We start from the raw sequence: 25,886 nt of genomic DNA on the forward strand, positions 1-25,886 counted from the left end.
ATCCAGATCATCAAAATGCCGCCTCCAGGGCGGCATTTTTGTTTGCAACTGGGTGTTCTTGTTCGGATAGAGGCGTACTAGGCGGCGGCTGAGACGACGCGGTTGCGGCCGGCGGCCTTGGCATCGTAAAGCGCATCGTCAGCGCGCTTGAGGAGCGCTGAGACGCTGTCACCGGTCGGCAGCACGCTGGCGATGCCGACACTGATCGTCACCGGCACGCTGATCGCATTCTTATTGACGGGAAACGGTGTGGAGGCGACTTCGCGCCGGATACGCTCGGCGACAACGGCGGCAATTGACGTATCCGTGTCCGGCATGACGATAAAGAACTCCTCGCCGCCATAACGGCTGGCAAGGTCGCTGCCGCGAACATTGCGGCGCAGGCGCTTGGCGAACTCGCGCAACACCTCATCGCCGCCATCATGGCCGTGCGTGTCGTTGATCAGCTTGAAGCGGTCGATATCGGTCATGAGCACCGACAGCGGCCGACGCCGCTCCACCGCGCGCTTGAACAGCGTTGCCAGATGCGTTTCAAGATAAAGCCTGTTGTGCAAGCCGGTCAGGCTATCGGTCACCGCCATTTCGTATGTCTTGACGACGCTCGCGCGAAGACCGTCATGATAGGCCTTGCGCCGCAACTGCGTCCGCAGCCGCGCCAAAAGTTCGTTGGGGTGAAGCGGACGCATTACGTAGTCATTGACGCCAAGCTCCAGCGCCCTGCGGATCAAGGTTTCCTCCCCCGGTCTGGCGATAAGGATAATCGGCAGCGAGCGCGTATTGTCGAGGGAACGCAACTGGGCACAGATGCGCAGCGGATCGAAATCGGAGAGATTGGACGAGATGACCAGGCAATCATAGTTGCCCTGTATCGCATCGAAGAAACCGGTTTGCGGGTCGATTTGCACATCGACCACCGCGGTCACCCCAAGGATCGACTGGATGCGCTCGGCGCTTTCCAGCCGCTCGTCGATGAGCAGTACGCGCGCTTTCTTGTTGCCGCCGTCCTTGCCCGGAAAGCGCAGAATCGATTCGAGCCCGACATCGCGTGTCGTCGCCACCCGAAGCCGCAGTTCGTCGGTCAGGTTCTTCAGCCTCACCAGGCTTTTCACCCGCGCGAGGAGTTGCAGGTCGTTCACCGGTTTGGTCAGAAAGTCATCCGCGCCGAGGTCGAGGCCGGTGATACGATCCTTCTCGCCGTCGAGCGCGGTGACGAGCACGATCGGAATGTGGGCAGTCGCTGGACTCGATTTCAGCCTGCGGCAGACTTCGAAGCCGTCCATGCCAGGCATCATGATATCAAGCAGGATGACGTCGACGTTGCTGGTCTCGCAAATATCGAGCGCAGCATAGCCGTCGGTAGCGGTCACGACTTCGTAGTATTCCGCGGTCAGCCGCGCTTCCAGCAGCTTCACATTTGCGGGTACATCGTCAACGACAAGAATGCGGGCCGTCATATTTCACTACTCCGAACTGACGGTTACGCGTCGCCAAGATAAGATTTTATGGTTTCGATGAACTTCGGCACCGAGATCGGCTTCGAGATATATGCTTCGCAACCGCCCTGCCGGATGCGCTCTTCATCCCCCTTCATGGCGAAGGCGGTGACAGCGATAATCGGGATGACGTGGAGATCATCGTCGGCCTTGAGCCATTTGGTGACTTCAAGACCGGAAACTTCCGGCAGCTGTATGTCCATGAGAATGAGATCGGGCCGATGCTCGCGCGCAAGGTCGAGCGCTTCCAGACCGTTGCGCGTACGGATGGTCTCATAGCCGCTGGCTTCGATGAGATCGCGAAAGAGCTTCATGTTCAGCTCATTATCCTCGACGATCATGACTTTCTTCACCATTGGCAAATTCCTGTTGACCATGCTCGAAGGCGCATGCCACCTGCCGAATTCCATGAGACAAAGATCAGCAGCAACTCCGCTCCAAGGATACATTTGATATCGGCGGATGATTGATGAAAAGGTAACTCCGCGCACCAATCCAGATATGCTGTCGATCATGTTTAACCAAGGATTTATTCAACATCTTCTTTTGCTCATATTCAACCGCATGTGGTTGCAGGTGCAGCAGAAAAATAAACCGCCACGTGCGGCATTGAGGAACGTATCCGGATGAAAAATCAGCTCTCTCTTGACGACGCGCAGCAATTCGCGATCGACGCCCTGGTATTTCTGGCGCAAGATAGCGAGTTGCTTTCGCGCTTCCTTGCGCTGACCGGTATTAGCGCCGACCAAATCCGCACCGCGGCAGGCGAGCCGGGTTTTCTCGCCGGCGTTTTGCAATTCTATCTTGGTCACGAGCCCACACTGATGAAATTCTGCGAGACGACCGGAACCGACCCCGCGAGCTTTCAGGCGGCGCTGCGTCTGCTTCCCGGTGGACGCACCCAGGAGATGTAACCGGTTCATAATCGGCAGCGTGATATTGCGTGGACTCAGCCGCTTCGGTAAGCTGGCGATGTTCCTTTTATGTTCCGAGCATCATGGCCTCCCTCAACGATCCGCGATATGGCTTTTGCCGTGACTGTATGGCCGCCCAACGCGCGGAAGGCCGCCGCTGCGACGTTTGCGGCAGTCCGCGCCTGCTGCGTCATCCAGAGCTGTACAGGCTGAGCATCGCCCATGTTGACTGCGATGCGTTTTATGCCGCGGTGGAAAAACGTGACAATCCCGAGCTTCGCGACAAACCCGTTATTATCGGCGGAGGCAAACGTGGCGTTGTTTCAACAGCTTGCTATGTTGCGCGCATCCATGGCGTGAAGTCGGCAATGCCAATGTTCAAGGCACTGGAGGCATGTCCGAACGCGGTCGTCATTCCACCCGACATGGAGAAATACGTCCGCGTCGGCCGAGAGATACGCCAGATGATGCGCGATCTGACACCGATGGTGGAGCCGCTATCGATCGACGAAGCGTTTCTCGATCTTGCCGGCACAGAACGGCTGCATCACGATCCGCCGGTCCGGGTGATGGCGAAGTTTTCAAACCGCGTCGAACGGGAAATCGGGCTCTCTGTCTCCGTCGGCCTCTCCTACTGCAAGTTCCTCGCAAAGATCGCTTCCGACTTCGACAAGCCGCGCGGGTTCTCGATCATCGGCGAGGCCGAAGCGAAGGACTTTCTTGCCGACAAGCCCGTGACGATGATCTGGGGCGTCGGCAAGGCCTTTGCTGCGACGTTGGAGAAGGATGGCATACGCATGATCGGTCAGTTGCAGACAATGGAGCTCGGCCCGCTCATGGCGGCATACGGCACGATGGGCCAACGGCTCCACCGGCTCTCGCGCGGCCTCGACACGCGGCGCGTCGAGCCGAATGGTGAGAGCAAAAGCGTGTCGGCGGAAACGACCTTCAACGAAGACATCGGGTCCAGGGACGAGCTTGTGGCGATCCTGCGCTCGCTATCCGAAAAAGTCTCGCGCCGTTTGAAAGCGGCCGACATTGCGGGTCGCACGGTCGTGCTCAAGCTGAAGACACGCGACTTCAAGTTGCGCACCCGCAATCGGCAGCTCGCTGATCCGACGCAGCTTGCCGATCGCATCTTTCGCACCGGCTGCTCGCTCCTTGAAAAAGAAATCGATGGCACGAGGTTTCGCCTGATCGGCATAGGCGTCAGCGATCTCAGCGATGACGGACGAGCCGACCCGAAGGATCTGGTCGACGTGCAAGCTACGAAGCGCGCCGTGGCCGAGGGCGCCATCGACAAGCTGCGGGGCAAGTTCGGCAACAATGCCGTCGAAACCGGCTATACGTTCGGCAAGATCAGGACACCGCCCAAGGCTTCGCCCGAGGAACTGGAGTGAGCAGTCCTACCCCATCTCGACTTCGACAATGCCCGGTATAGCCTTCATGGCGCTCGCAACTTGCGGTCCGACCCGGTAGCGATTGGGAAGCTCGATCTCGACTTCGGTCGCGCCGTTTTCCTTGATCAGTACGAGACTGACGACCTGGCCGTCATTCTGCGGCGCAAGATAAGGCGCAATCGAGGTCAGCGGCGCGCTGGAGCGCATGTAAAGCCGCAACGCCTTCTGCATGCGCGTTGCCTCATCCTCCAGCGACTGCGCAGTCTGGATGCGCAGGCTGATCCCTTCCGGACGGTCCTCCGCACCGACAGTCACCACGACCGACTTGCCGGGCTCGAGCAAATCTCGATATTGCGACAGCGCTTCGGAAAAGAGCACGGCTTCGAACTGGCCGGAAGAATCGGAGAACTGGATGATTCCCATCTTGTTGCCGGTCTTCGTCTTGCGCTCCTGCTTGGCAGTAATCGTGCCCGCCAGCCGCCCCGCATTGGCGCCGCGCTTGACCGCCGCCTGAAACTCGAGCCAGGTCTGCACGCGCAGCTTTTCGAGAATGGGCCTGTATTCGTCGAGGGGATGGGCGGAAAGGTAGAACCCTGCCGCCTCGTATTCGCGCCGCAGTTTTTCCGCCGAAAGCCAGGGCGCTGCCGCAGGCAGTTGCAGCGTTTGCGCGCCCGAGGCCATGCCGCCGAAAATATCCGCCTGCCCGCTCAGGCTGTCTTCCTGGGTGCGCTGCGCATGGCCGATGATGCGGTCGAGCCCGGCGATCATCGCGGGGCGCTCGCGGCCAAAACAATCGAATGCGCCGGCATTGATCAGACTTTCGAAAACGCGCCGGTTGACGACGCGCGGGTCGATGCGCTCGCAGAAATCCTCGAGGCTGGCATAGGGCGTCGCGCCACGTTTTTCGACGATATGGTCGACGGCCGCCTCGCCGACGCCTTTGATGGCCGCGAGTGAATAATAGATCCGGTTCTCGCCAACTTCGAACAGGCGATAGGACGTATTGACCGAGGGCGTCACCACTTCGATACCCAGCCGAACAGCTTCTCGCCGGAAGTCATTGAGCTTGTCGGTGTTCGACATGTCGTAGGTCATCGACGCGGCGAGGAATTCGACCGGATAATGCGCCTTCATATAGGCGGTCTGGAACGACACGATCGCATAGGCCGCCGCATGCGACTTGTTGAAGCCGTAATCGGCAAATTTCGCGAGAAGATCGAAGATGAAATTGGCCTGCGGCTTGGTTACGCCGCGCTCGACCGCGCCATCGACGAAGCGCACGCGCTGCATATCCATTTCAGCGCGAATCTTCTTGCCCATGGCGCGGCGCAAAAGATCGGCTTCACCCAGCGTATAGCCGGACATTTCCTGCGCGATCTGCATCACCTGTTCCTGGTAGATGATGACGCCCTGCGTTTCCTTGACGAGATGGTCGATCTTCGGATGGATAGACGCCATCTCCTCGTCGCCGTTCTTGCGGGCGTTATAGGTCGGGATGTTCTCCATCGGGCCCGGGCGATAGAGCGCGACAAGCGCGATGATATCTTCGATCCGGTCCGGCCGCATACCGATCAGCGCCTTGCGCATGCCGGTACTTTCCACCTGGAACACGCCGACCGTCTCGCCGCGCGAGAGCATCTCGTAGGTCTGTTTGTCATCGAGCGGCAGATTGGAAAGGTCGACCGCGATCCCGCGACGCTTGACGAGGTTGACCGCGGTTTGCAGCACGGTCAGCGTCTTCAGGCCGAGGAAGTCGAACTTCACCAGACCCGCTTCTTCCACCATCTTCATGTTGAACTGGGTGACCGGCATGTCCGAACGCGGATCGCGGTACATCGGCACGAGTTCCGACAGCGGCCGGTCGCCGATTACGATGCCGGCTGCGTGGGTAGAGGCGTGGCGATAAAGGCCTTCGAGCTTGAGCGAAATATCGAGCAGACGCTCGACCACCGGTTCCTTGTCGCGCTCTTCGCGAAGACGCGGCTCATCCTCGATAGCTTTCGACAGCGTAACCGGGTTGGCGGGGTTGGCCGGAACCATCTTGGTCAGGCGGTCGACCTGGCCATAGGGCATTTCGAGAACGCGCCCGACATCGCGCAGCACGGCGCGGGCCTGTAGGGTTCCGAACGTGATGATCTGCGCCACCTGATCGCGGCCATACTTGCCCTGGACATAGCGGATGACTTCATCGCGCCTCTCCTGGCAGAAATCGATGTCAAAGTCGGGCATCGATACACGATCGGGATTGAGAAAGCGCTCGAACAGCAGTGAGAAGCGCAACGGATCGACGTCGGTGATCGTCAGCGCATAGGCGACGAGCGAACCCGCACCCGAGCCGCGACCCGGCCCAACCGGAATGTCATGGGCCTTTGCCCATTTGATGAAGTCAGAAACGATGAGAAAGTATCCCGGATATTTCATCCGGGTGATGATCGAGATCTCGTATTCGAGCCGTTCTGCATATTGCTGTGGCGAATGGCCCTCGGCCAGACCCTGTTGCTGGATACGCTGGGCAAGCCCTTCCCGCGCCTGCCGGGCGAGTTCATCGGCCTCCGCCTGGAGGGCAGCATCGGGATCATCGCTTTCGCCGGTAAAGCGCGGCAGGATCGGGGCGCGGTTCTTGGGATAATAGGAACAACGCAGCGCTATCTCGACACTGTTTTCGATTGCCTCCGGCAGATCGGCGAAGAGCGCCACCATCTCCGCTTCGCTTTTCAGATAGTGGTCCGACGTGAGGCGGCGCCGGTCGTCGATGGAAAGGAGCGAACCCGAGGCAATGGCAAGCAACGCATCGTGCGCCTCGTAGTCTTCGCTCTTTGAAAAGAACACATCGTTCGTCGCTACAAGCGGCAATTCCAGCTCATAGGCCAGTTCAACCTGCGCTGCCTCCAGAGCACGATCGTACCCCGCATGTCGCTGTAATTCGACGTAGAGCCTATCGCCGAACTGCGACCGCAACAGGCTCAGGCGCTGGCGGGCCCGGTCACTGCGGTCATCCTTGATCGCTTTGGCGATCGGCCCCTCCGGTCCGCCCGTCAACGCAATAATGCCGTCGGTTCTGCCGGAGAGCCATTCCGCCGCGATGTGAATTGGATCGCCCGCGGGTGATTCAAGGTAGGCACGGCTGACGAGGCGAACGAGGTTGGCATAGCCCGCCTCGGTGGCGGCGATCAGTACGAGCGGGGCAAGGCCAAGCGCTTCACGCCGATTGGCGCTGCGGCTTTCTTCGGCCTGGTCATGGAACGCAATGTCGAGCTGGCATCCGATGATCGGTTGCAACCCTGCTTTCGAACCCTTCTGCGCAAACTCGAGTGCGCCGAAGAGGTTGTTTGTATCGGTGATTGCCAGCGCCGGAAACTTGCTGGCAACCGCAAGGTCGATGACCTTGGGAACCTGCAATGCGCCTTCGAGCAGCGAATAGGCGGAGTGTACCCTCAGGTGGACGAATCGCAGCGCCTGTGCATTTGCCTTGCCGCCGCTATTGCCCTGCCCGTCTGCCAATTGTCGTCTCCGGATATTGAACGGAGAACTGATTCACCGCTGGGGCATAGTCGAACAAGCGCCACACGGTGTCCACCCGTATTGGGGGTCTTGCCCGACCGCAACAGTGGATAGAGCAAGATCGCGCGGGCTGACGCTCTGCCGCGCGATCTCAGATTTCAGATAACGCTGACCCACATGGCGAAAGTAGCAATGAAAAGGCTGACAGTAACGAACGACATGACGTCCTGGAAAAGTTCGCTCATCGGTAAAACCCTTCTTCGTTGTCTCTATGTATATGTTTTGTTCTATTTTTGTTCCGAAGTCAAGCGAACTAAGCGCGGGTTGGCGCTATGGTTTGCAAAATCTTAAGAGAAGATGAACGATGTCCGCGGCGAAGCGCATTTGAACAGAATTATCTGGCCGCGCGCTTCATTGTGGACGCGACGGTCAGGCTCCGAAAATCGCTGCGGGATCAAAGATCGGTGATCTTGCCGTCCTTAAGGGTCACGCGCCGGTCCATGCGGCGCGCGAGATCGAAATTGTGAGTCGCGATCATCGCCGAAAGCCCGGATTGGCGAACGAGCGCCTCCAGAGCTTCAAACACATAGGACGAGGTAACAGGATCGAGATTGCCGGTTGGCTCGTCAGCCAGGAGTACCAGCGGCGCGTTAGCGACCGCACGTGCGATCGCCACACGCTGCTGTTCGCCGCCCGATAGTTCGCTTGGCCGGTGCGAAGCCCTCGCCCCGACCTTCATGTAATCGAGGAGCTGCTGCGCCCGCTCAGCCGCTATGCCCGGCTTCATGCCACGAATCATCTGCGGCATCATCACGTTTTCAAGTGCGGAAAATTCCGGCAGGAGATGATGAAACTGGTAGACGAAGCCGATGTCGTTGCGGCGGATTGCCGTACGTTCTTCATCAGAAAGCGTGCCGCATGACCTTCCGGAAAGAATCACGTCGCCACTGTCGGGCCGCTCCAGTAGGCCGGCCGTGTGAAGCAGGGTCGACTTGCCGGCGCCCGAAGGTGCGACAAGCGCCACCATCTCGCCCTTGCCCAGCGCGAAATTTGCGTCGTTGAGGATCACCAATTCGCGGTCGATCTCATTGTACCGACGGCCGACGCCCGTCAGTTGAAGAATGGGACCGGCTGCCATTTATTCGTACCTCAGGGCTTCAACTGGATCGAGCTTGGCTGCGCGCCATGCGGGAAAAAGGGTTGCAAGGAATGATAGAACCAGCGCCATGAGAATGACCGAAAACGTCTCGTTGAAGTCCATCTTGGCCGGAAGCGTGCTGAGAAAATAGAGTTCCGGATTGAACAGGGTGGTTCCGGACAGCCAGGAGAAGAATTCCCTAATCCGCTCGACGTTCAGGCAAACGACGACGCCAAGGACGACACCTGCGAGCGTGCCGGTCACACCGATGGCGGCACCAGTCATCAGGAAGATGCGCAAGATCGAATTGCGCGTCGCTCCCATCGTTCTGAGAATGGCGATGTCGTGTCCCTTGTCCTTCACCAGCATGATCAGGCCGGAGATGATGTTGAGTGCGGCGACGAGCACGATCAGCGTCAGGATCATGAACATTACGTTGCGCTCGACTTGAAGCGCGGAGAAGAAGGTCTGGTTGCGTTGACGCCAGTCGGTCAGCATCAGCGCCCGCTGCGCAGCATCCTCGACCGGCTTCTTGAGCGCATCGATATTGTCGGGATTGTCAGCGAAGATTTCGAGCGACTGAACCTTGCCTTCCTGGTTGAAATAGAGCTGCGCTTCCTCGAGCGGCATGATGACGATCGAAGCATCGTATTCCGACATGCCGATCTCGAAGATGGCGGTGACCGGATAGGATTTGACACGCGGCGCCATGCCGAGCGGGGTCACATCGCCCTCGGGAGAAATCAATGTGAGGCGGTCACCAAGGCCGAGGCCGAGATTCTCGGCCATGCGCGTGCCAATGGCGATGCCGCCTGCCGTATTGAACCCCTCGAAGGTCCCCTGCCGCACATTCGTCGCAACGAGCTTGAGCTTGGCGATGTCCTCCTCGCGCAAGCCACGCACGAGAGCGCCCGTGCCAGCGCCGACAGTGCCCTTGGCAAGCACCTGTCCCTCAACAACGGGTATGGCGAAGGATACGCCGGAGACGCCGTCAACACGCTTGATCACCGCATCGTAATCATCGAGCGGCCGGTCGATCGGCTGCATGATCAGATGGCCGTTGATACCGAGGATTCGGGTCAGGAGTTCGCTGCGAAAACCGTTCATCACGGCCATGACAATGATGAGCGTCGCAACGCCCAGCATTATCCCGGTGAACGAAAACCCGGCAATCACCGAAATGAAGGTTTCCTTGCGCCGCGCCCGAAGATAACGCCAGGCGATCATCCGCTCATAGGCGGAGAACGGCTTGGAACCGGTCATCGCAGTCTGTTCAGTCATGGGGTCCTGCAAGCTTGTTGATCGCCGATTCGACGCTGAGCGTCTCGCGGGCGCCCGTTGCGCGATCCTTGATTTCGACTTCGCCAGCAGCGACGCCGCGCGGGCCGACGATAATCTGCGTCGGCAGGCCGATCAGGTCCATGGTCGCAAACTTGGCGCCCGGACGGTCGTCCGTATCGTCAAGCAGCGGATCGAGCCCGGCATTGGTCAGAGCTTCGTAAATCTTGGCAGAAACCGCATCGCAAGCCGCGTCGCCGGGCTTCATGTTGACGATGCCGGCGCCAAACGGCGCTACGGATTTCGGCCAGATGATGCCGTTCTCGTCGTGCGACGCTTCAATGATGGCAGCGACGACGCGCGAAGGGCCAATCCCATAGGAACCCATCGATACGAGATGATCCTTTCCATCGGGGCCGCTGACCTTGGCGCCCATCGGTTCGGAGTATTTCGTGCCGAAGTGGAAGATGTGGCCGACCTCGATACCGCGAGCGGCCAACTGGTCGGACGCTCCGACCTTGGCCCAAGCGGCCTCATCATGCATCTCGTCGGTCGCCGCATAAGGCGTCGTCCAGCGCTTTACGATATCGGCGATTTCATCGTCATTGTCGAAATTCGTGTCGGGGCCCGGTACAGGCAGGTCGAGATAAGCCCGATCGCAGAAGACCTGGCTTTCGCCGGTATCGGCAAGGATGATGAATTCGTGGCTGAGTTCACCGCCGATGGGACCCGTATCGGCACGCATGGGTATGACCTGGATACCGAGGCGCGAGAACGTGCGCAAATAGGCGACGAACATGCGGTTATACGCGGCCTTCGCTGCCTCGAAGTTAAGGTCGAACGAATAGGCGTCCTTCATCAGGAACTCGCGCGAGCGCATGACGCCGAAACGCGGACGGCGCTCGTCGCGGAATTTCCACTGGATGTGATAAAGATTGAGCGGCAAGTCCTTGTAAGACTTCACATAGGCGCGGAAGATCTCTGTGATCATTTCCTCATTTGTCGGCCCGTAAAGCATATCGCGTTCGCCGCGATCCTTGATGCGTAGCATCTCGTCGCCATAGGCGTCATAGCGACCGCTTTCACGCCACAGATCGGCCGATTGAAGGGTCGGCATCAGGAGCTCGATAGCTCCGGACCTGTTCTGCTCCTCGCGGATGATATTGCTCACCTTGTTGAGAATTCTCAAACCCGCAGGCAGCCATGCGTAGATACCGGCTGACTCCTGTCGAATCAGCCCGGCGCGCAACATGAGCCGGTGGGAGACGATTTCCGCCTCCTTGGGGTTTTCTTTGAGGATGGGCAAAAAGTACCGGGAAAGCCGCATTGAAGATCACCAAATTGAATACAGCCTGAGTGCTTTAAGAATCAGGCAAAACCAAGTGCAAGGTAGCGCATAACACCATAAATCGTGTTCGATTTTTGGGAGGGAATCATGCACCCGTCAAAATCAAGCTGCGTTTCTCGTAGTTCGAAAGAAGACAAGCCAGCAGCAAAGTTTACTTAACTGCTTCGCATCTGATTGGAAACCCGTAAGCAGGCGCGAAGAAGCTACTGATTTATCGAAGATTCATGATCCTGCTGGAAATGTAAGCAAAATGTGATGGCAACGAATATTTTTCGTGACATTTCGCAGGCAGTCCGCTATTTTTTTCGGCATAAGGAGAAAGTAAGAAAAATTCTGCTTTCCTACGCGGTCAAAGTCTTGGGAGGATGTGACCTGTGGCGCGATAACACGCAGCCGCCACGCAAGTGGATCAGGTCGGACGCGATCTTAAAATGCAAGGTGAAAGCCTTGCATTTTTTTTGTCCTTAAGCGCAGATTCAAGTACTTGCTTGCTGTTCTGAAATCGAATTCTAATCAGCCGCTTTTTGTTGCTGCATTTTCGGCTCTGTTAACCTACCTCTTCGGCCGATTCAATTTCGAGCTGCCGCTGTTCGAAAGATCGCGCGACGCCCAATCAAAGTTCTTAGCCAGTTCACGTTTATCGGCCATTCCCGGAGATCGGTGCGAGGCGAAATTTGAGGCGGCAATTCAGGCGACAGGGTCGACGAGTCAATATCCTTTTCCTCGGGAACAATCCTGAAGAAGCGCAAAAGGCCGGCTCATCGCGGAACTTTTCGCCGCCGCGCTGGTTGATAGGGCAAACTGGAGACCGTTATGAACTTGCAGACCCTGTTCATTGCAGCGCTTCTGACATTACTCATTCTTGCCGGCCTGCTGGCAGTCTTTCCCCTAAGAGGAAGCAATGAACCCGGAACACCGGCGCCGCACGCGCTGGATCAGACCAACGGCTAATATTCAAAGCCCTCTTACTTCTCTAGTTAGTCTCTCCATCACAACCAAAAGGAAATGATCTTGAATAATCGCAATGGCCTTTACCTGATCGTCGGAGCACTTCTCGTTGCCGTCATCGGATTGGGAATCTACATTTATCGCGAAGAGACCAAGCCTGCGGTCGAGCTCAAAATTGGCGAAAGTGGCGTTTCTATCCAGCAAAACTGAAGCTGATAGCGTGAATTTTTATTTTGCCTGCGGGAACCAGACCGGAAAACTGTCTACGCCAAAGCCATATTCCTGGTTCACGACGTAGAAGGTTGCGAAGAGCACCGCCGAAATGATCGTCGTCAGAAGAAAGACCCTGCCCATGCGATGCTTGTGCGGGGCGCTGGCTGGCGTACCCAGCGTCACGTCATCCTCGTCGCCTTGCGTGCGCAGGCCGATCGGCAGCATGGTGAACAATGTCAGCCACCACAGGATGAAATAGACTGCCATGGCCGTCGCGATAGGCATTATTCTTGCTCCAGTTCGATCAATGTCCCGTTGAAATCCTTCGGGTGGAGGAAGAGAACAGGTTTGCCATGCGCGCCGATCTTCGGCTCTCCATCGCCAAGGATGCGGGCGCCCTCACTTTTTAAATGATCGCGGGCGGCAATGATATCGGCCACTTCGTAGCAGACGTGATGCATGCCTCCGGAGGGATTTTTGGCGAGGAAGGCAGCAATCGGTGAATCAGCCCCGAGCGGCTCCAAAAGTTCAATCTTCGTGTTGCCGACATCGATGAAGACCACCGTCACGCCGTGTTCCGGGAGCACCTGCGGCTCGGTTGGCCTGGCGCCCAGCGTGTTGCGATAGGTCGCCGACGCTGCTGCCAGATCAGGCACCGCGATGGCGATATGGTTGAGACGGCCCAGCATAAGGATTGTCCTATGGGCGGGTCACGAAGACGGTAACCACCGGCTTCTTGCCCCATACCTCGTTTGTTGCCGCCCGCACGGCGCGGCGCACCGCTTCGCGCACCATCGCCAGATCCCTGCGCTTTTCACGGGGAATGCTTTGCACGGCGCTTACTGCCGCATCGTAGAGCAAGTCCTCGAGCAGTTCGCCCTCGTCGTCGCTTTCCGGCAGGCCCACAGGCACGATCTCCGGATCTTCAATGATGTTGTAGTTGTCGTCGAGCAGCATAGACACCGCAACGTGCCCGACATAGGCGAGCTTGCGGCGTTCTACAATGCCCACCTCTTCCTCGTCGCCAATGAGATTGCCATCTTTGACCAGCCGGCCGAACGGCGCCTTGTCGATGATCTCGGCCCTGCCCGGTGCGAGCCTCAAGATGTCGCCATTGCGCACCTGCGGCACTTCCGGGATGCCAGCCATGGCAGCGAGCGAACCTTGGGCGACGAGATGCGCCGCCTCGCCATGCACCGGCACGAGGATGCGCGGACGCACCCACTCATACATCCGCCGCAACTCGTTGCGACGGGGATGCCCGGAAACATGCACGAGCTGGTCGTCATCCGAAATGATCTGGATGCCCTGCTCTATCAAAAGGTTCTTGGTCTCGATGATCGGTTTTTCATTGCCGGGGATCGTGCGGGACGAATAGATCACCAGATCGCCGGCCGAAAGCGCGACGCTGCGCATTTCATCGCGGGCGAGCTTGGCGAGCGCGGCGCGCGGTTCGCCCTGGCTGCCGGTAAGGATAATCACCATGTTCTCGCGCGGAATGAAGCCGTAATCGTCTTCCGACAGGAATTCAGGGACGTCGTCGAGATATCCGAGCTCACTGGCGACATCGATCATGCGCTTCATCGAACGGCCGAGCACCAGAACCTGCCTTCCCGCATCGCGTGCGGCCAAGGCGATCGAGCGGATACGGCCGACATTCGACGAAAAGGTGGTGATGGCGACGCGGCCGCGCGCGTTCTCGATAATATTGCGCAGGCTCTCACCCACCTCGCGCTCGGAAGGCGACTCGCCTTCGCGCAACGCATTCGTCGAATCGCACATCATGGCGAGAACGCCTTCATCGCCGATGGCGCGGAAGCGCGCTTCATTGATCAGCGGCCCCATTGATGGCTCCGGATCCATCTTCCAGTCGCCAGTGTGGATGATCGTGCCAAGCGGTGTCCTGATCGCGAGCGATACCGGCTCGGGGATCGAATGCGTGACCGCCAGCGCCTCGAACTCGAATGGACCGACATTGAATGTCTCGCCGGCGCGATAAATCGTTACCGGGATGTCCGGCGCGCCGGGCTCCGCATGACGCTTGGCCTCAAGCAGTCCGGCGGTGAAGGGGGTGCCGTAAACCGGGACGTTGAGGAGCGGCCACAGATCGAGCAGCGCCCCGTAGTGATCTTCATGGGCGTGGGTGATGACGATGCCCTTGAGGTTCTGGCGTTCGGCCTGCAGGAACCGGATGTCGGGCAGAATGAGATCGGCGCCGGGAAGTTCGGGGCCGGCAAAGCTGACGCCCATATCCACCACCACCCATTCGCGCTTATGCGCCGGGCCGTAACCGTACATGGCCAAGTTCATTCCGATCTCACCGACACCGCCGAGTGGAAGGAAAACAAGCTCAGCTTGATCGGAATTCGCCATCTATACTCCTAATAGCCGAATTCTATTCAGCCCTTGCGGACGCCACCGCACCAAAATGCACATCACCAGCGGCGATCTTTATACGCTCGCCCTCGCTGTCGCGAATGACGAAACGGCAATCTTCGTCAATGGTTTCGAATATACCACGCAGGACCGCTCCGTCGACTCGCACAGCGACCTCGCTGCCGAGGCCAGCCGCGCGTGCCAGCCAGCGCTTGCGAACTTCGGCAAGCCCCCGTCCCTCGTTCCAAACCCAGCTGTTTTCCTGCCAGGCGTCGGATAGCGCCAGAAACAGTGTTTCGGCATTGCAATCAGCCCCAAGGCGGGCAAGCGACGTTGCCGGATACGGCACGTCTTCCGGATATGCCACGACGTTGACACCGATACCGATGACAATCGCGAAACGATTGGCCGCAAGCTGGGTGGACTCGAGCAGGATGCCGGCGAGTTTTGCCCCGCCTGCAAGCAAATCGTTCGGCCATTTCAACTCGACACGCAGCGGTGCATTGGCAGGAGCGCGATTGCCGGCGCCGTCGAGGCCAACCGAGAAGGCAGTCGATGGGCAGACCGCGTCGAGCGCGTCGGCCAATGCAAGGCCCGCGACGAAACCGAGCGTCGCCGCAGCCTTCAGGTCGAATGCACCGGTTAGCAGCAGCGAGGCCGCTAGGTTGCCGTGCGATGTCGCCCAGGCGCGCCCGCGCCGTCCGCGCCCGCTTTCCTGCTGCTTGGAAACGATCCAGAGCTTTCCCGGGTCGCCCGCAAGTGCCCGCTCCAACGCCACGGCATTGGTTGATCCGATCGTCTCGAAGGCTTCAAGGCGATAGAAGTTCTGCTGGGCCAGGGGCGATAGGGAAAAGCCCATAGTCGTCAGAAGAAGGTTTTCGCTGCGGCTTCCGCATAGGTGCTGACCGGTCCGCCGACGAAGACATAGAACAGGACCAGCAGGCCGGAAACGCCAAGAACAAGGCGCAACTCGCCGGCCATGGGCACGAAAGCACCTGCCGGTTCATCGAACCACATGATCTTGATGATGCGCAGATAATAGAATGCACCCACGACCGAGGCGACGATGCCGATGATCGCCAGCGCATAGAGGTTCGCCTGCATCGCAGCAAGGAAGGTGTACCACTTGCCCCAGAAGCCGGCGAGCGGCGGAATGCCTGCGAGCGAGAACATCAGGATCGTCAGGATCGTCGCCATGATTGGATTGGTGCGCGAGAGCCCGGACAAATCGCTGATCTGCTCGACATTGCCGTCCTTGCGCCGCATCGCCAGGATGAAGGCGAAGGTACCAAGCGTGGTGACGAGATAAATGAGCATGTAGATGGCGACGCCGCGCACGCCGACAACAGTCCCGGCAGCGAGCCCAACGAGCGCGTAACCCATGTGACTGATCGATGAATAGGCCATCAGGCGCTTGATGTTACGCTGGCCGATAGCGGCAAATGCACCGAGCACCATCGACGCGATGGCAATGAAAACGACGACCTGCTGCCAATCGTGGGTGATTGGCTGGAACGTTTCGCTGACGACGCGGGTCAGAAGTGCCATCGCCGCCATCTTGGGCGCTGAGGCGAAGAAAGCTGTCACCGGTGTCGGTGCACCCTCGTAAACGTCGGGGGTCCACATATGGAACGGGACGGCCGAGATCTTGAAGGCAAGGCCGGCCAGGATGAAAACGAGGCCAAAGACGACGCCGAGCTGACGTTCGCCGCCGCTGAGCGCCTGCGCGATCGCTTCAAAGCCGGTATGTCCGGTAAAGCCATAGACCAGCGAAATGCCGTAGAGAAGCATGCCGGACGACAAAGCGCCGAGCACGAAATATTTGAGGCCCGCTTCGGTCGATCGGACGTTGTCGCGATTGATGGCGGCGACGACGTAGAGCGCGAGGGACTGCAGTTCGAGGCCAAGATAGAGCGAGAGCGTATCATTGGCCGAAATCATCAGCAGCATGCCGAGCGTCGCCAAAAGGACGAGGATCGGGAACTCGAACTTGTCGAACTTCTGCTCCTTGGCAAAGCCCGCCGACATCACCAGCGTCACCACTGAACCGACAAGCGTCAATACCTTCATGAAGCGAGAGAAAGGATCGCTGACAAAGGCGCGTCCAAATACATGGCCGTCCTGCGGGAATATGACGACAAGCGCGAGTGCGGCGAGAAGCAGTGCAACGGCAAGGCCGCCAACCAGCCCGTTTGCCCGCTCGCCGGAAAACGCGCCGATCATCAACAGCACGAGCGCGCCGCCCGCGATGAGCAGTTCAGGAGCCATAAGCGTCAAGTTGGCAATCATGTCGGTTAGGCCTCTTCCTGCTATTTCAGCGCCAGTGTGGCGGCCGAGGACAGCGCATTATTGTATTGATTGATGAGGGCGTGCACGGAGCTTGCCGTCGCATCGAAGATCGGCATGGGGTAGACGCCATAGAAGATCGTCAGAATGACCAGCGGATAGACCACGGCTTTCTCACGCGTCGTCATGTCGAGCAGCGATTTCAGGCTGTCCTTGTCGAGCACGCCGAAGATGACGCGGCGATAAAGCCAGAGCGCATAGGCCGCAGAGAAAATAACACCGCTTGCCGCGAACATCGCCACCCACGTGTTGACGCGGAAGACGCCAAGAAGCGTCAGAAATTCACCAACGAACCCGGACGTACCCGGCAGGCCGACATTCGCCATGGTGAAGATCATGAAGACGACGGCATATTTCGGCATGTTGTTGACGAGGCCGCCATAGGCCGCAATCTCGCGGGTATGGGTGCGGTCATAGACAATGCCGACGCAAAGGAACAGCGCGCTCGACACGAGCCCGTGCGACAGCATCTGGAACAATGCACCCTGGATGCCCTGCTCGTTGGCCGCGAAGATGCCCATGGTCACATAGCCCATATGCGCGACCGAGGAATAGGCAATGAGCTTCTTCACGTCTTCCTGCATCAGGGCGACGAGCGACGTGTAGATAATGGCGACAACCGAGAGCGTATAGATCAGCGGCGCGAAATCGGCGGAGGCGAGCGGGAACATCGGCAGCGAAAAGCGGATGAAACCGTAGCCGCCGAGCTTCAACAGAATGCCGGCAAGGATCGCGGAAGCCGCGGTCGGCGCTTCGACGTGCGCATCGGGAAGCCAGGTATGGACCGGCCACATCGGCATCTTGACGGCGAAGGAAGCGAAGAATGCCAGCCACAGCCAGGTTTGCATGGATGCCGGGAACTTGTAGGCGAGGAGGGTCGGAATATCCGTCGTGCCGGCCTGCCAGTACATCGCCATGATGGCAAGCAGCATCAGCACCGAGCCAAGCAGCGTATAAAGGAAGAACTTGAAGCTTGCATAAACGCGCCGCTTGCCACCCCAAACGCCGATGATGATGAACATTGGCACGAGAACGGCTTCGAAGAACACGTAGAAAAGCACGATATCAAGCGCACAGAAGACGCCGATCATCAGCGTTTCCAGCACGAGGAATGCGATCATGTATTCCTTGACGCGGTTCTGGATGGCATCCCAGCTTGCAAGGATACAAAGCGGCATCAGGAATGTCGTCAGGATGACGAACAGCATGGAAATGCCGTCGACGCCCATGTGGTACGAGATACCCGAGTCGAGCCACGCCGTCTTTTCGACGAACTGGAAGCCCGACTGGCTATTGTCGAAATAGTACCAGATCGGCAGCGACAGCAGGAACGTAATGATCGTCGTCCACAGCGTCACATTGCGGATGTTCGTCCGCGCTGAGTCGCTGTCATCACGGATGAAGAGGATGAGCAGAACACCGACCAACGGCAGAAAGGTAACGGTCGAGAGAATTGGCCAGTCGGTCATTAGAAGTTGCTCCCGAGCATCATCCAGGTGACGAGTGCGGCGACCCCAATGAGCATCGCGAACGCATAGTGATAAAGGTAACCCGTCTGCAGCCGCACGACGCGATTGGTCACGTCAACGACGCGCGCCGAAATTCCATCGGGGCCGTGGCCGTCGATCAGCCAGCCATCGCCCTGTTTCCACAGGAACCGGCCGAGGGCTTTCGCCGGGCGCACGAAGAGGAAATCGTATAGCTCGTCGAAATACCACTTGTTGAGCAGGAACTGATAAAGGCCAGGATGCTGGGCAGCGAGGCGCTTGGGTGTTTCCGGCGAGCGGATATAGAACTGCCACGAGACGAGGAAGCCAACGACCATCGCGATGAATGGCGACAGCTGCACGATGAACGGCACGTGGTGGTGTTCCTCGAGAATCTCGTTGCCCGGAGCCGTGTACAGCGCACCTTTCCAGAACTCGGCATATTCGTGGCCGAAGAAGTGCTCGTGGAACATCACGCCGGCAAAGAGTGCACCTGCCGCAAGAATGAAGAGCGGCACCAGCATCACATAGGGCGATTCATGGACGTGATGCATGACATCGTGGCTGGCGCGCGGCTTGCCATGGAACGTCATGAAAATCAGGCGCCAGGAATAGAAGCTGGTGAAGACAGCGGCGATGACAAGAAGAATGTAGGCATAATTCGCCACCGGATTGTGCGAGGCGAAGGCCGACTCGATGATCATGTCCTTCGAGAAGAAGCCGGCCGTGCCGATCAGCGTGCCAGGAATGCCGAGACCGGTCAGGGCAACGGTGCCGATGATCATCATCCAGTAGGTTGTCGGGATGAGCTTGCGCAGTCCGCCCATGTGGCGCATGTCCTGCTCGTTCGAAACGGCATGGATGACCGAGCCCGCGCCGAGGAACAGCAGGGCCTTGAAGAAGGCGTGCGTGAACAGGTGGAATATGCCTGCGCCATAGGCGCCGACGCCGAGCGCCACGAACATGTAGCCGAGCTGCGAACAGGTCGAATAGGCGATCACGCGCTTGATGTCGTTCTGAACGAGGCCAACCGTAGCCGCGAAGAACGCGGTCGTTGCGCCGATGAAGGTGACGAACATCAGCGCCGTGTGCGACAGTTCAAAGATGGGCGACAGACGCGCGACCATGAAAACGCCGGCGGTGACCATCGTTGCGGCATGGATGAGCGCTGAAACCGGCGTCGGGCCTTCCATGGCGTCCGGCAACCAGGTGTGCAGCAGGAACTGCGCCGACTTGCCCATTGCACCCATGAAGAGCAGGAGCGCGGCAACCGTGATTGCGGCTTGCTTATCAAGCGTATAGCCAAGGAAGTTGAGAACGACCTGGCTGCCGTCAGTTGCGGCGCCTTCTGCCGGGAGATACTGCGCGGCTGACGCGAACAGCGTGTCGAACTGGACGGTATCGAACAGAACGAACAAGGAGAAGATACCGAGAAGGAAACCGAAGTCGCCGACGCGGTTGACGATGAACGCCTTCATGGCGGCCGCGTTGGCGGATGGCTTCTTGTACCAGAACCCGATCAGCAGGTACGAGGCAAGACCGACGCCTTCCCAACCGAAGAACATCTGGACGAGATTGTCGCCCGTCACCAGCATCAGCATGGCAAAGGTGAAGAGCGAGAGATAGGCGAAGAAGCGCGGGCGATCGGGGTCATGGTGCATGTAGCCGATCGAATAGGTATGAACCAGCGCCGAGACCGTATTGACGACGACGAGCATGACCGCCGTCAGCGTGTCGATGCGCAGCGACCAGTCGAAGCTCAGCGAACCAGACTCGACCCAATGTGCCACAGGAATTTTGAACGCCTCGGTATGCCCAAGGGCGACCGAGCCGAATGCGATCCATGAAAGGATGGCGCAGACGATCAGAAAGCCGGTCGTGACATATTCGCTCGCCTTCGCGCCGATAGCGGAGCCGAAAAGCCCAGCGATCAGGAAGCCGAGCAGCGGAAGGAAGACAATCGCCAGATACAGCATGCCCCCGTCAACCTTTCATCATGTTGACGTCTTCTACGTCAATCGATCCACGATTGCGGTAGAACACGACGAGAATAGCAAGACCGATGGCTGCCTCGGCGGCGGCGACGGTCAGGACAAACAGCGCAAAGACCTGGCCGACCAGATCGTGCAGAGCGGCGGAAAACGCCACGAAATTCAGATTGACCGCAAGCAGGATCAATTCGACCGACATCAGGATGACGATAATGTTCTTCTTGTTGAGGAAGATGCCGAAGATCCCGAGCGTGAACAGCAGGGCAGAGACAGTCAGATAATGTGCGATACCAATTTCCATCATGACGCTCCTGTCAGATACCCTTGCCGGTTTCGACCTGCTTGACCTCGATGGCCGTTGCAGGCGTGCGAGCCACCTGCTGCGCGATGTTCTGGCGCTTAATGTTCGGCTTGTGCCGCAGCGTCAGAACAATGGCGCCGATCATCGCGACCAGAAGCACCAGCCCGGCAATCTGGAAGAAATAGACGTAGTCCGTATAAAGAATGTCGCCGAGCGCGGCGGTGTTGGTGCGGGTCGCAAGATCCGGCGCCGGCTGGACCGGGGATGCGGTCAGGGTCGGCGCGAAAATCGAACCGCCCAGAACGATGATCAGCTCAGCGGCCAGGATGAGCCCGACCAGTGCGCCGATCGGCGCATATTGCAGCGCTCCGCTCTTCAGTTCGGCAAAGTCCACATCCAGCATCATGACGACGAAAAGGAAGAGCACTGCCACAGCGCCGACATAAACGACGAGAAGGATCATCGCCAGGAATTCGGCGCCGGTCAGCAGGAAGAGACCGGCCGCATTGAAGAAGGCGAGGATCAGGAACAGCACGGAATGCACGGGATTGCGCGCCGCAATAACCATGAAACCACTGGCTACAGTGATGAAGGCGAAGAGATAGAAAAACGCCGCCGCGATACCTGTCAGCATGGGTTCCCCCGATTTCCATTCCGGCAGGTCGTCCTGCCATTAAACCCGGCAGATAACACTGCCAATTCAAACGGATCGTTTGCCGTTCCGGCCAAATGATCTTTCAATTTTTCAAGCCTCTTAGCGCATGTTCCCTGCCGGTTGAAGATCAACGGCCAAGACACATGCGCGCAGTTCATATTCAGCGATAGGGCGCATCCATCGCGATGTTGCGCGCCAGCTCCCGCTCCCAACGATCGCCGTTGGCAAGCAGACGTTCCTTGTCGTAGTAGAGTTCTTCGCGTGTTTCCGTGGCGAACTCGAAATTTGGCCCCTCGACGATCGCGTCGACAGGACATGCTTCTTGGCAGAAGCCGCAGTAGATGCACTTCACCATGTCGATGTCATAACGAACCGTACGGCGCGTGCCGTCATTGCGGCGCGGACCAGCCTCGATCGTGATCGCTTGTGCCGGGCAAATCGCCTCGCACAGCTTGCAGGCAATGCAGCGTTCTTCGCCGTTTGGATAACGGCGCAGCGCGTGCTCACCGCGAAAACGCGGGCTGACCGGTCCCTTTTCGTACGGATAGTTCAGCGTCGCCTTGGGCGCAAAGAACTGTCGCATCGACAGGAAGAATGCCCCGACGAATTCCAGAAGCAGGAGCGATTTAGCAGCTTGTGCCAGTTGTGCCATGCTCGTTCTCCTTAAGGCGTCAGGCCGGTGATTTTGAGGAAGGCCGCGGTGGCGACGACCATGAAGATCGAGATCGGCAGGAATACCTTCCAGCCAAGGCGCATCAACTGGTCATAGCGGTAGCGCGGAACGAAAGCCTTCACCATGGCGAACATGAAAAAGCAGAGGAACAGCTTCAGCAGGAACCAGATGACGCCGGGCACCCAGTTCAGGAACCACACATCGACGGGTGGCAGCCAGCCGCCGAGGAAGAGGATCGTCGTCAGCGCGCACATCAGGGTGATGGCGACATATTCGCCGAGGAAGAACAGCAGGAACGCCGTGGACGAATATTCGATCATGTGGCCGGCGACGAGTTCCGATTCAGCTTCGACCAGATCGAACGGCGGACGGTTGGTCTCCGCCAGGGCCGAAATGAAGAAGATGATGAACATCGGGAATAGGCCGAGCCAATGCCAGTCGAGGAACGTATTCGGCAGACCGATCATCGTGCCGAGGCCGGTCGTCTGCGACATGACAATGTCGGTCAGATTGAGCGAACCCACGCAAAGGAGGACGGTGACGATCACGAAGCCGATCGACACTTCGTAGGAGACCATCTGCGCGGCCGAGCGCAGTGCGCCGAGAAACGGATATTTCGAGTTGGATGCCCAGCCCGCCATGATGACGCCGTAGACTTCGAGCGACGAAATGGCGAGGACGTAAAGGATGCCGACATTGACGTTGGCGACCGCCCAGCCCTCATTGACCGGAATGACAGCCCAGGCCGCCATGGCAAGGACCGACGATACGAGCGGCGCCAGCAGGAAAATGCCCTTGTTGGCGCCGGAGGGGATGATCGGTTCCTTGACGACGAACTTCAAAAGGTCGGCGAAGGACTGCAGCAAACCAAACGGCCCCACGACGTTGGGGCCGCGCCGCAACTGCACGGCCGCCCAGACCTTGCGATCCGCTAGAAGCAGATAGGCGATGATCAGCAGCATCACCACGAGCAACAGCAGTGATTTGCCGAGGATGATCAGCAGCGGCAGGATGTAGGTTGCGAAAATCTCTTCCATATCAGTCTCTTTCCCGCCTACTCGGCCGCCTGCTTGAAGCCGCCCTTGGCGAGCGCCGAGCACTCGGCCATGACGGCAGAAGCGCGTGCGATCGGGTTGGTCAAGTAGAAATCCTTGACCGGCGAGATGAAGGCCGTCTTCTCGACTGCGCCGATTGCACTCGCCAGCTTCTCGACATCGGCAGGATTGCCGGCTTCGATCGAGTCGACCGAAGCGAGATGCGGATACTCCGCATAGAGGCCGGAGCGCAAGGCCGCGAGCGAGTCGAACGGCAATTTCTTGCCGAGTGTGTCGGATAGAGCGCGCAGGATTGCCCAGTCTTCCTTGGCATTGCCAGGCGCAAAGCCGGCGCGGTTCGTCATTTGCACGCGGCCCTCTGTGTTCACATAGGTGCCCGACTTTTCCGTATAGGTCGCGCCGGGCAGAATTACGTCGGCATTGTGCGCACCCTGATCACCATGCGTGCCGATGTACACCGTGAATGCCTTGTCCTTGCCGGACCAGTCGAGTTCGTCGGCGCCGAGCAGGAACAGAACATCCATCGCGCCCTGCATCTCGGCTACCGTCTTGCCGCCCTCACCCGGCACGAAGCCGATGTCGAGCGCGCCGACACGACTCGCAGCGGTATGCACCACGCCAAATCCGTTCCAGTCGTCCCGTAGGGCTCCGGCTTCAGCGGCGATCTTTGCGGCAAGTCCCAATACCGACTGGCCGTCCGCGCGCGACAGAGCACCCTGCCCGACGATGATCATCGGGTTCTTGGCTGCCGTCAGAACCGACAGGAAATTCATCGATCCCGCCGCAAGATCGGCGAGCGTCTCGGCGCCGGCGCCAAGGTATTCGTACTTATAGCGCAGGTCTACCTGTTCGCCGATCAGGCCGATCGGCGTTCCAGCGGCACGCCAACGCTTGCGGATACGAGCGTTGAGCAGCGATGCCTCGAAACGCGGATTTGATCCGATGATGAGGATCGCATCAGCCTGCTCGATCCCGTCGATGGTCGGATTGAATATGTAGGAAGAGCGACCGCCCGACGTATCTAGCGCCGAGCCGTCCTGGCGTGCGTCGATATTGGCCGAGCCAAGCGACGCCATCAGCGCCTTCAACGCGTACATCTCCTCGACACTGGCGAGATCGCCGGCAATCGCGCCGATCTTGCTGCCGTCAGTCTTGGCAACGGCGGCCCTGATCGCGTCGAAGGCCTCCGGCCAGGTCGCGGCAACGAGGCGGCCGTCCTTCCGGATATACGGACGGTCGAGGCGCTGCGTGCGCAGGCCATCCCAGATGAAGCGCGTCTTGTCGGAAATCCATTCCTCGTTCACCTGCTCATTGACGCGCGGCAGGATGCGCATCACCTCGCGGCCACGGGTATCGACGCGGATCGCCGAGCCGACTGCATCCATCACATCGATGGATTCCGTCTTGTTCAACTCCCAGGGGCGAGCCTGGAATGCATAGGGCTTCGAGGTCAGCGCACCGACCGGGCAAAGGTCGATGACGTTGCCCTGGAGTTCGGAGGTCATCGCCCGTTCGAGATAGGTGGTGATCTCGGCATCTTCGCCGCGGCCGATCAGGCCGAGTTCGGAAATGCCGGCAACTTCCGTCGTAAAGCGGACGCAGCGGGTGCAATGGATGCAGCGCGTCATGATCGTCTTGACGAGAGGACCGATATATTTGTCCTCGACGGCGCGCTTGTTCTCGCGATAACGCGAGGAATCCACGCCAAAGGCCATAGCCTGGTCCTGCAGATCGCATTCGCCGCCCTGATCGCAGATCGGGCAATCGAGCGGATGGTTGATGAGCAGGAATTCCATCACGCCCTCGCGGGCCTTCTTGACCATCGGGGTATTGGTGAAGATTTCCGGTGTCTCGCCATTGGGACCGGGGCGCAGATCGCGCACGCCCATGGCGCAGGATGCTGCCGGCTTCGGCGGTCCGCCCTTCACTTCGATCAGGCACATGCGGCAATTGCCGGCAATCGACAAACGCTCGTGGAAGCAGAAGCGCGGAACCTCGGCACCCGCCGTTTCCGCTGCCTGCAGAAGCGTATAGTGATCCGGTACCTCTATTTCCTTACCGTCGACTTTGATCTTTGCCATCGTCCGTCCAACCTCGCGGAACATACCGCATTCCAGTCCGGCATTTCCGCAGTTGCCGAAATGCCCTTAATTCTCAACGTGCCGGGTAACAACCGGCGCGCACCTTGTTTCAGGGTTTCCCCATCAATCGATTTGCCTGGCCAACCCAATCGTCGCGCACAATGCGCCCCCCGAATTTGAGTTCGTCATCGACCTTCGCGATCTCGTCCGCCGTCCACTCGGCAATCTGCGCATAGGTGCTTATTCCCATGCCGTTCAAGACCTGCTCGAGCTTCGGCCCTATGCCCGCGATCCGCTTCAGATCGTCGGCCCCAGTCGTCACGGCCGGAGCCAATGTCGCGGCAATTGCAGTTTCAACCGGAACAACCTCAGGCTCTACGGGTGCCGGAAGCCGCTTCGCGGGTGCCGTGGCAGTCTTGCCGCGAATGATCGTCTTCAGATCATCGACGTCCGCTGCAACGCGCGGAGCACCGGCTTCCGCCTTCTTCAAGTTCATATCAAACGCCCCGGCAAAAGCACCGGCCCAGAAACCCCACATCTGGCTAGCAATGCCAAGACCGATTGCGGATGCGGCGGCGGCCGCGCCCAGCGACGGCGTCAACAGGTTGACTGCCGCAACCGTGTGGTTCGGCATCAGGGCCGTCCATGTGTCGATGCGATGTTTTGCGTTGTCTGCCATCGGCCTTTC

General features: G+C 58.9%; 24 protein-coding genes. 5 read left to right on the plus strand and 19 right to left on the minus strand.

What is annotated here, in order from left to right; genetic code table 11:
• Positions 1 to 77 precede the first annotated feature (77 nt).
• Complete coding sequence (locus GF108_RS08390; protein WP_153667604.1) at positions 78 to 1,454, minus strand: PleD family two-component system response regulator; 1,377 nt, start codon at positions 1,452 to 1,454, stop codon at positions 78 to 80.
• A 23-nt stretch (positions 1,455 to 1,477) separates the two neighbouring features.
• On the minus strand, positions 1,478 to 1,849 hold the full coding sequence (locus tag GF108_RS08395; RefSeq protein ID WP_008122893.1) for a response regulator: 372 nt from the start codon (positions 1,847 to 1,849) through the stop codon (positions 1,478 to 1,480).
• 106 nt (positions 1,850 to 1,955) lie between these two features.
• Here GF108_RS08395 and GF108_RS08400 point away from each other — a divergent pair, with 106 nt between their 5' ends.
• From GF108_RS08400 to GF108_RS08410, 3 genes are all read left to right on the plus strand, one after another.
• Positions 1,956 to 2,123 (plus strand): hypothetical protein, encoded by a 168-nt coding sequence (locus GF108_RS08400; protein WP_153667605.1) that lies wholly within the window; start codon positions 1,956 to 1,958, stop codon positions 2,121 to 2,123.
• A complete protein-coding gene (locus tag GF108_RS08405) occupies positions 2,120 to 2,407 on the plus strand; it encodes a DUF3572 domain-containing protein (protein WP_153667606.1) in 288 nt (95 codons plus the stop codon). The genes GF108_RS08400 and GF108_RS08405 overlap by 4 nt, the downstream gene beginning before the upstream one ends.
• 83 nt (positions 2,408 to 2,490) lie before the next feature.
• Positions 2,491 to 3,807 (plus strand): DNA polymerase IV, encoded by a 1,317-nt coding sequence (locus tag GF108_RS08410; RefSeq protein ID WP_153667607.1) that lies wholly within the window; start codon positions 2,491 to 2,493, stop codon positions 3,805 to 3,807.
• 6 nt (positions 3,808 to 3,813) lie between these two features.
• On the opposite strand, the gene dnaE is transcribed toward GF108_RS08410, so the two are convergent.
• The 4 genes from dnaE to proS all read right to left on the minus strand — a co-directional run bounded on the left by dnaE (position 3,814) and on the right by proS (position 11,051).
• Positions 3,814 to 7,308 carry a DNA polymerase III subunit alpha gene (dnaE, locus tag GF108_RS08415; RefSeq protein ID WP_153667608.1) on the minus strand — a complete coding sequence of 1,165 codons (3,495 nt, stop codon included), beginning with the start codon at positions 7,306 to 7,308 and terminating at the stop codon, positions 3,814 to 3,816.
• 454 nt (positions 7,309 to 7,762) lie between these two features.
• Complete coding sequence (locus GF108_RS08420; protein ID WP_027232490.1) at positions 7,763 to 8,446, minus strand: ABC transporter ATP-binding protein; 684 nt, start codon at positions 8,444 to 8,446, stop codon at positions 7,763 to 7,765.
• Positions 8,447 to 9,727: a lipoprotein-releasing ABC transporter permease subunit gene (locus GF108_RS08425; protein ID WP_153667609.1), complete on the minus strand. Its 1,281-nt coding sequence runs from the start codon at positions 9,725 to 9,727 to the stop codon at positions 8,447 to 8,449.
• The gene (gene proS / locus GF108_RS08430) at positions 9,720 to 11,051 is read right to left on the minus strand and encodes a proline--tRNA ligase (RefSeq protein WP_153667610.1); all 1,332 of its coding nucleotides are present in this window, start codon (positions 11,049 to 11,051) and stop codon (positions 9,720 to 9,722) included. The genes GF108_RS08425 and proS overlap by 8 nt, the downstream gene beginning before the upstream one ends.
• A gap of 834 nt (positions 11,052 to 11,885) precedes the next feature.
• On the opposite strand from proS, the gene GF108_RS22180 reads away from it, so the two are divergent.
• Complete coding sequence (locus GF108_RS22180; protein WP_172982594.1) at positions 11,886 to 12,023, plus strand: hypothetical protein; 138 nt, start codon at positions 11,886 to 11,888, stop codon at positions 12,021 to 12,023.
• 60 nt (positions 12,024 to 12,083) lie between these two features.
• Complete coding sequence (locus tag GF108_RS22185; protein ID WP_027232486.1) at positions 12,084 to 12,230, plus strand: hypothetical protein; 147 nt, start codon at positions 12,084 to 12,086, stop codon at positions 12,228 to 12,230.
• Positions 12,231 to 12,248: 18 nt separating this feature from the next.
• On the opposite strand, the gene GF108_RS08435 is transcribed toward GF108_RS22185, so the two are convergent.
• From GF108_RS08435 to GF108_RS08495, 13 genes are all read right to left on the minus strand, one after another.
• Positions 12,249 to 12,518 (minus strand): DUF1467 family protein, encoded by a 270-nt coding sequence (locus GF108_RS08435; RefSeq protein ID WP_091922555.1) that lies wholly within the window; start codon positions 12,516 to 12,518, stop codon positions 12,249 to 12,251.
• A complete protein-coding gene (mce, locus tag GF108_RS08440; RefSeq protein ID WP_091922553.1) occupies positions 12,518 to 12,922 on the minus strand; it encodes a methylmalonyl-CoA epimerase in 405 nt (134 codons plus the stop codon). The genes GF108_RS08435 and mce overlap by 1 nt, the downstream gene beginning before the upstream one ends.
• A gap of 10 nt (positions 12,923 to 12,932) precedes the next feature.
• A complete protein-coding gene (locus tag GF108_RS08445; RefSeq protein WP_153667611.1) occupies positions 12,933 to 14,606 on the minus strand; it encodes a ribonuclease J in 1,674 nt (557 codons plus the stop codon).
• A gap of 22 nt (positions 14,607 to 14,628) precedes the next feature.
• On the minus strand, positions 14,629 to 15,468 hold the full coding sequence (locus GF108_RS08450; RefSeq protein WP_153667612.1) for a biotin--[acetyl-CoA-carboxylase] ligase: 840 nt from the start codon (positions 15,466 to 15,468) through the stop codon (positions 14,629 to 14,631).
• A 5-nt stretch (positions 15,469 to 15,473) separates the two neighbouring features.
• Positions 15,474 to 16,898, minus strand: a complete 1,425-nt coding sequence (nuoN, locus tag GF108_RS08455) for an NADH-quinone oxidoreductase subunit NuoN (RefSeq protein WP_113280099.1) — start codon at positions 16,896 to 16,898, stop codon at positions 15,474 to 15,476.
• A gap of 20 nt (positions 16,899 to 16,918) precedes the next feature.
• Positions 16,919 to 18,424, minus strand: coding sequence for an NADH-quinone oxidoreductase subunit M (locus GF108_RS08460; RefSeq protein WP_153667613.1), 1,506 nt, complete (start codon positions 18,422 to 18,424; stop codon positions 16,919 to 16,921).
• Positions 18,424 to 20,418, minus strand: coding sequence for an NADH-quinone oxidoreductase subunit L (gene nuoL / locus GF108_RS08465; protein ID WP_172982595.1), 1,995 nt, complete (start codon positions 20,416 to 20,418; stop codon positions 18,424 to 18,426). The genes GF108_RS08460 and nuoL overlap by 1 nt, the downstream gene beginning before the upstream one ends.
• Before the next feature lie 7 nt (positions 20,419 to 20,425).
• Positions 20,426 to 20,734 (minus strand): NADH-quinone oxidoreductase subunit NuoK, encoded by a 309-nt coding sequence (gene nuoK, locus GF108_RS08470; RefSeq protein WP_027232478.1) that lies wholly within the window; start codon positions 20,732 to 20,734, stop codon positions 20,426 to 20,428.
• A 13-nt stretch (positions 20,735 to 20,747) separates the two neighbouring features.
• Positions 20,748 to 21,368: an NADH-quinone oxidoreductase subunit J gene (locus tag GF108_RS08475; RefSeq protein WP_153667614.1), complete on the minus strand. Its 621-nt coding sequence runs from the start codon at positions 21,366 to 21,368 to the stop codon at positions 20,748 to 20,750.
• Positions 21,369 to 21,549: 181 nt separating this feature from the next.
• Positions 21,550 to 22,041, minus strand: coding sequence for an NADH-quinone oxidoreductase subunit NuoI (gene nuoI / locus GF108_RS08480; RefSeq protein ID WP_027232476.1), 492 nt, complete (start codon positions 22,039 to 22,041; stop codon positions 21,550 to 21,552).
• 11 nt (positions 22,042 to 22,052) lie between these two features.
• Positions 22,053 to 23,099: an NADH-quinone oxidoreductase subunit NuoH gene (nuoH, locus tag GF108_RS08485; RefSeq protein WP_027232475.1), complete on the minus strand. Its 1,047-nt coding sequence runs from the start codon at positions 23,097 to 23,099 to the stop codon at positions 22,053 to 22,055.
• A gap of 17 nt (positions 23,100 to 23,116) precedes the next feature.
• The gene (nuoG, locus tag GF108_RS08490; protein ID WP_153667615.1) at positions 23,117 to 25,198 is read right to left on the minus strand and encodes an NADH-quinone oxidoreductase subunit NuoG; all 2,082 of its coding nucleotides are present in this window, start codon (positions 25,196 to 25,198) and stop codon (positions 23,117 to 23,119) included.
• Positions 25,199 to 25,307: 109 nt separating this feature from the next.
• Positions 25,308 to 25,877: a 5' DNA nuclease gene (locus GF108_RS08495; protein WP_153667616.1), complete on the minus strand. Its 570-nt coding sequence runs from the start codon at positions 25,875 to 25,877 to the stop codon at positions 25,308 to 25,310.
• Positions 25,878 to 25,886 lie beyond the last annotated feature (9 nt).

It is taken from the genome of Phyllobacterium sp. SYP-B3895 (assembly GCF_009647635.1).
In the GTDB taxonomy this organism is placed as follows: domain Bacteria; phylum Pseudomonadota; class Alphaproteobacteria; order Rhizobiales; family Rhizobiaceae; genus Phyllobacterium; species Phyllobacterium pellucidum.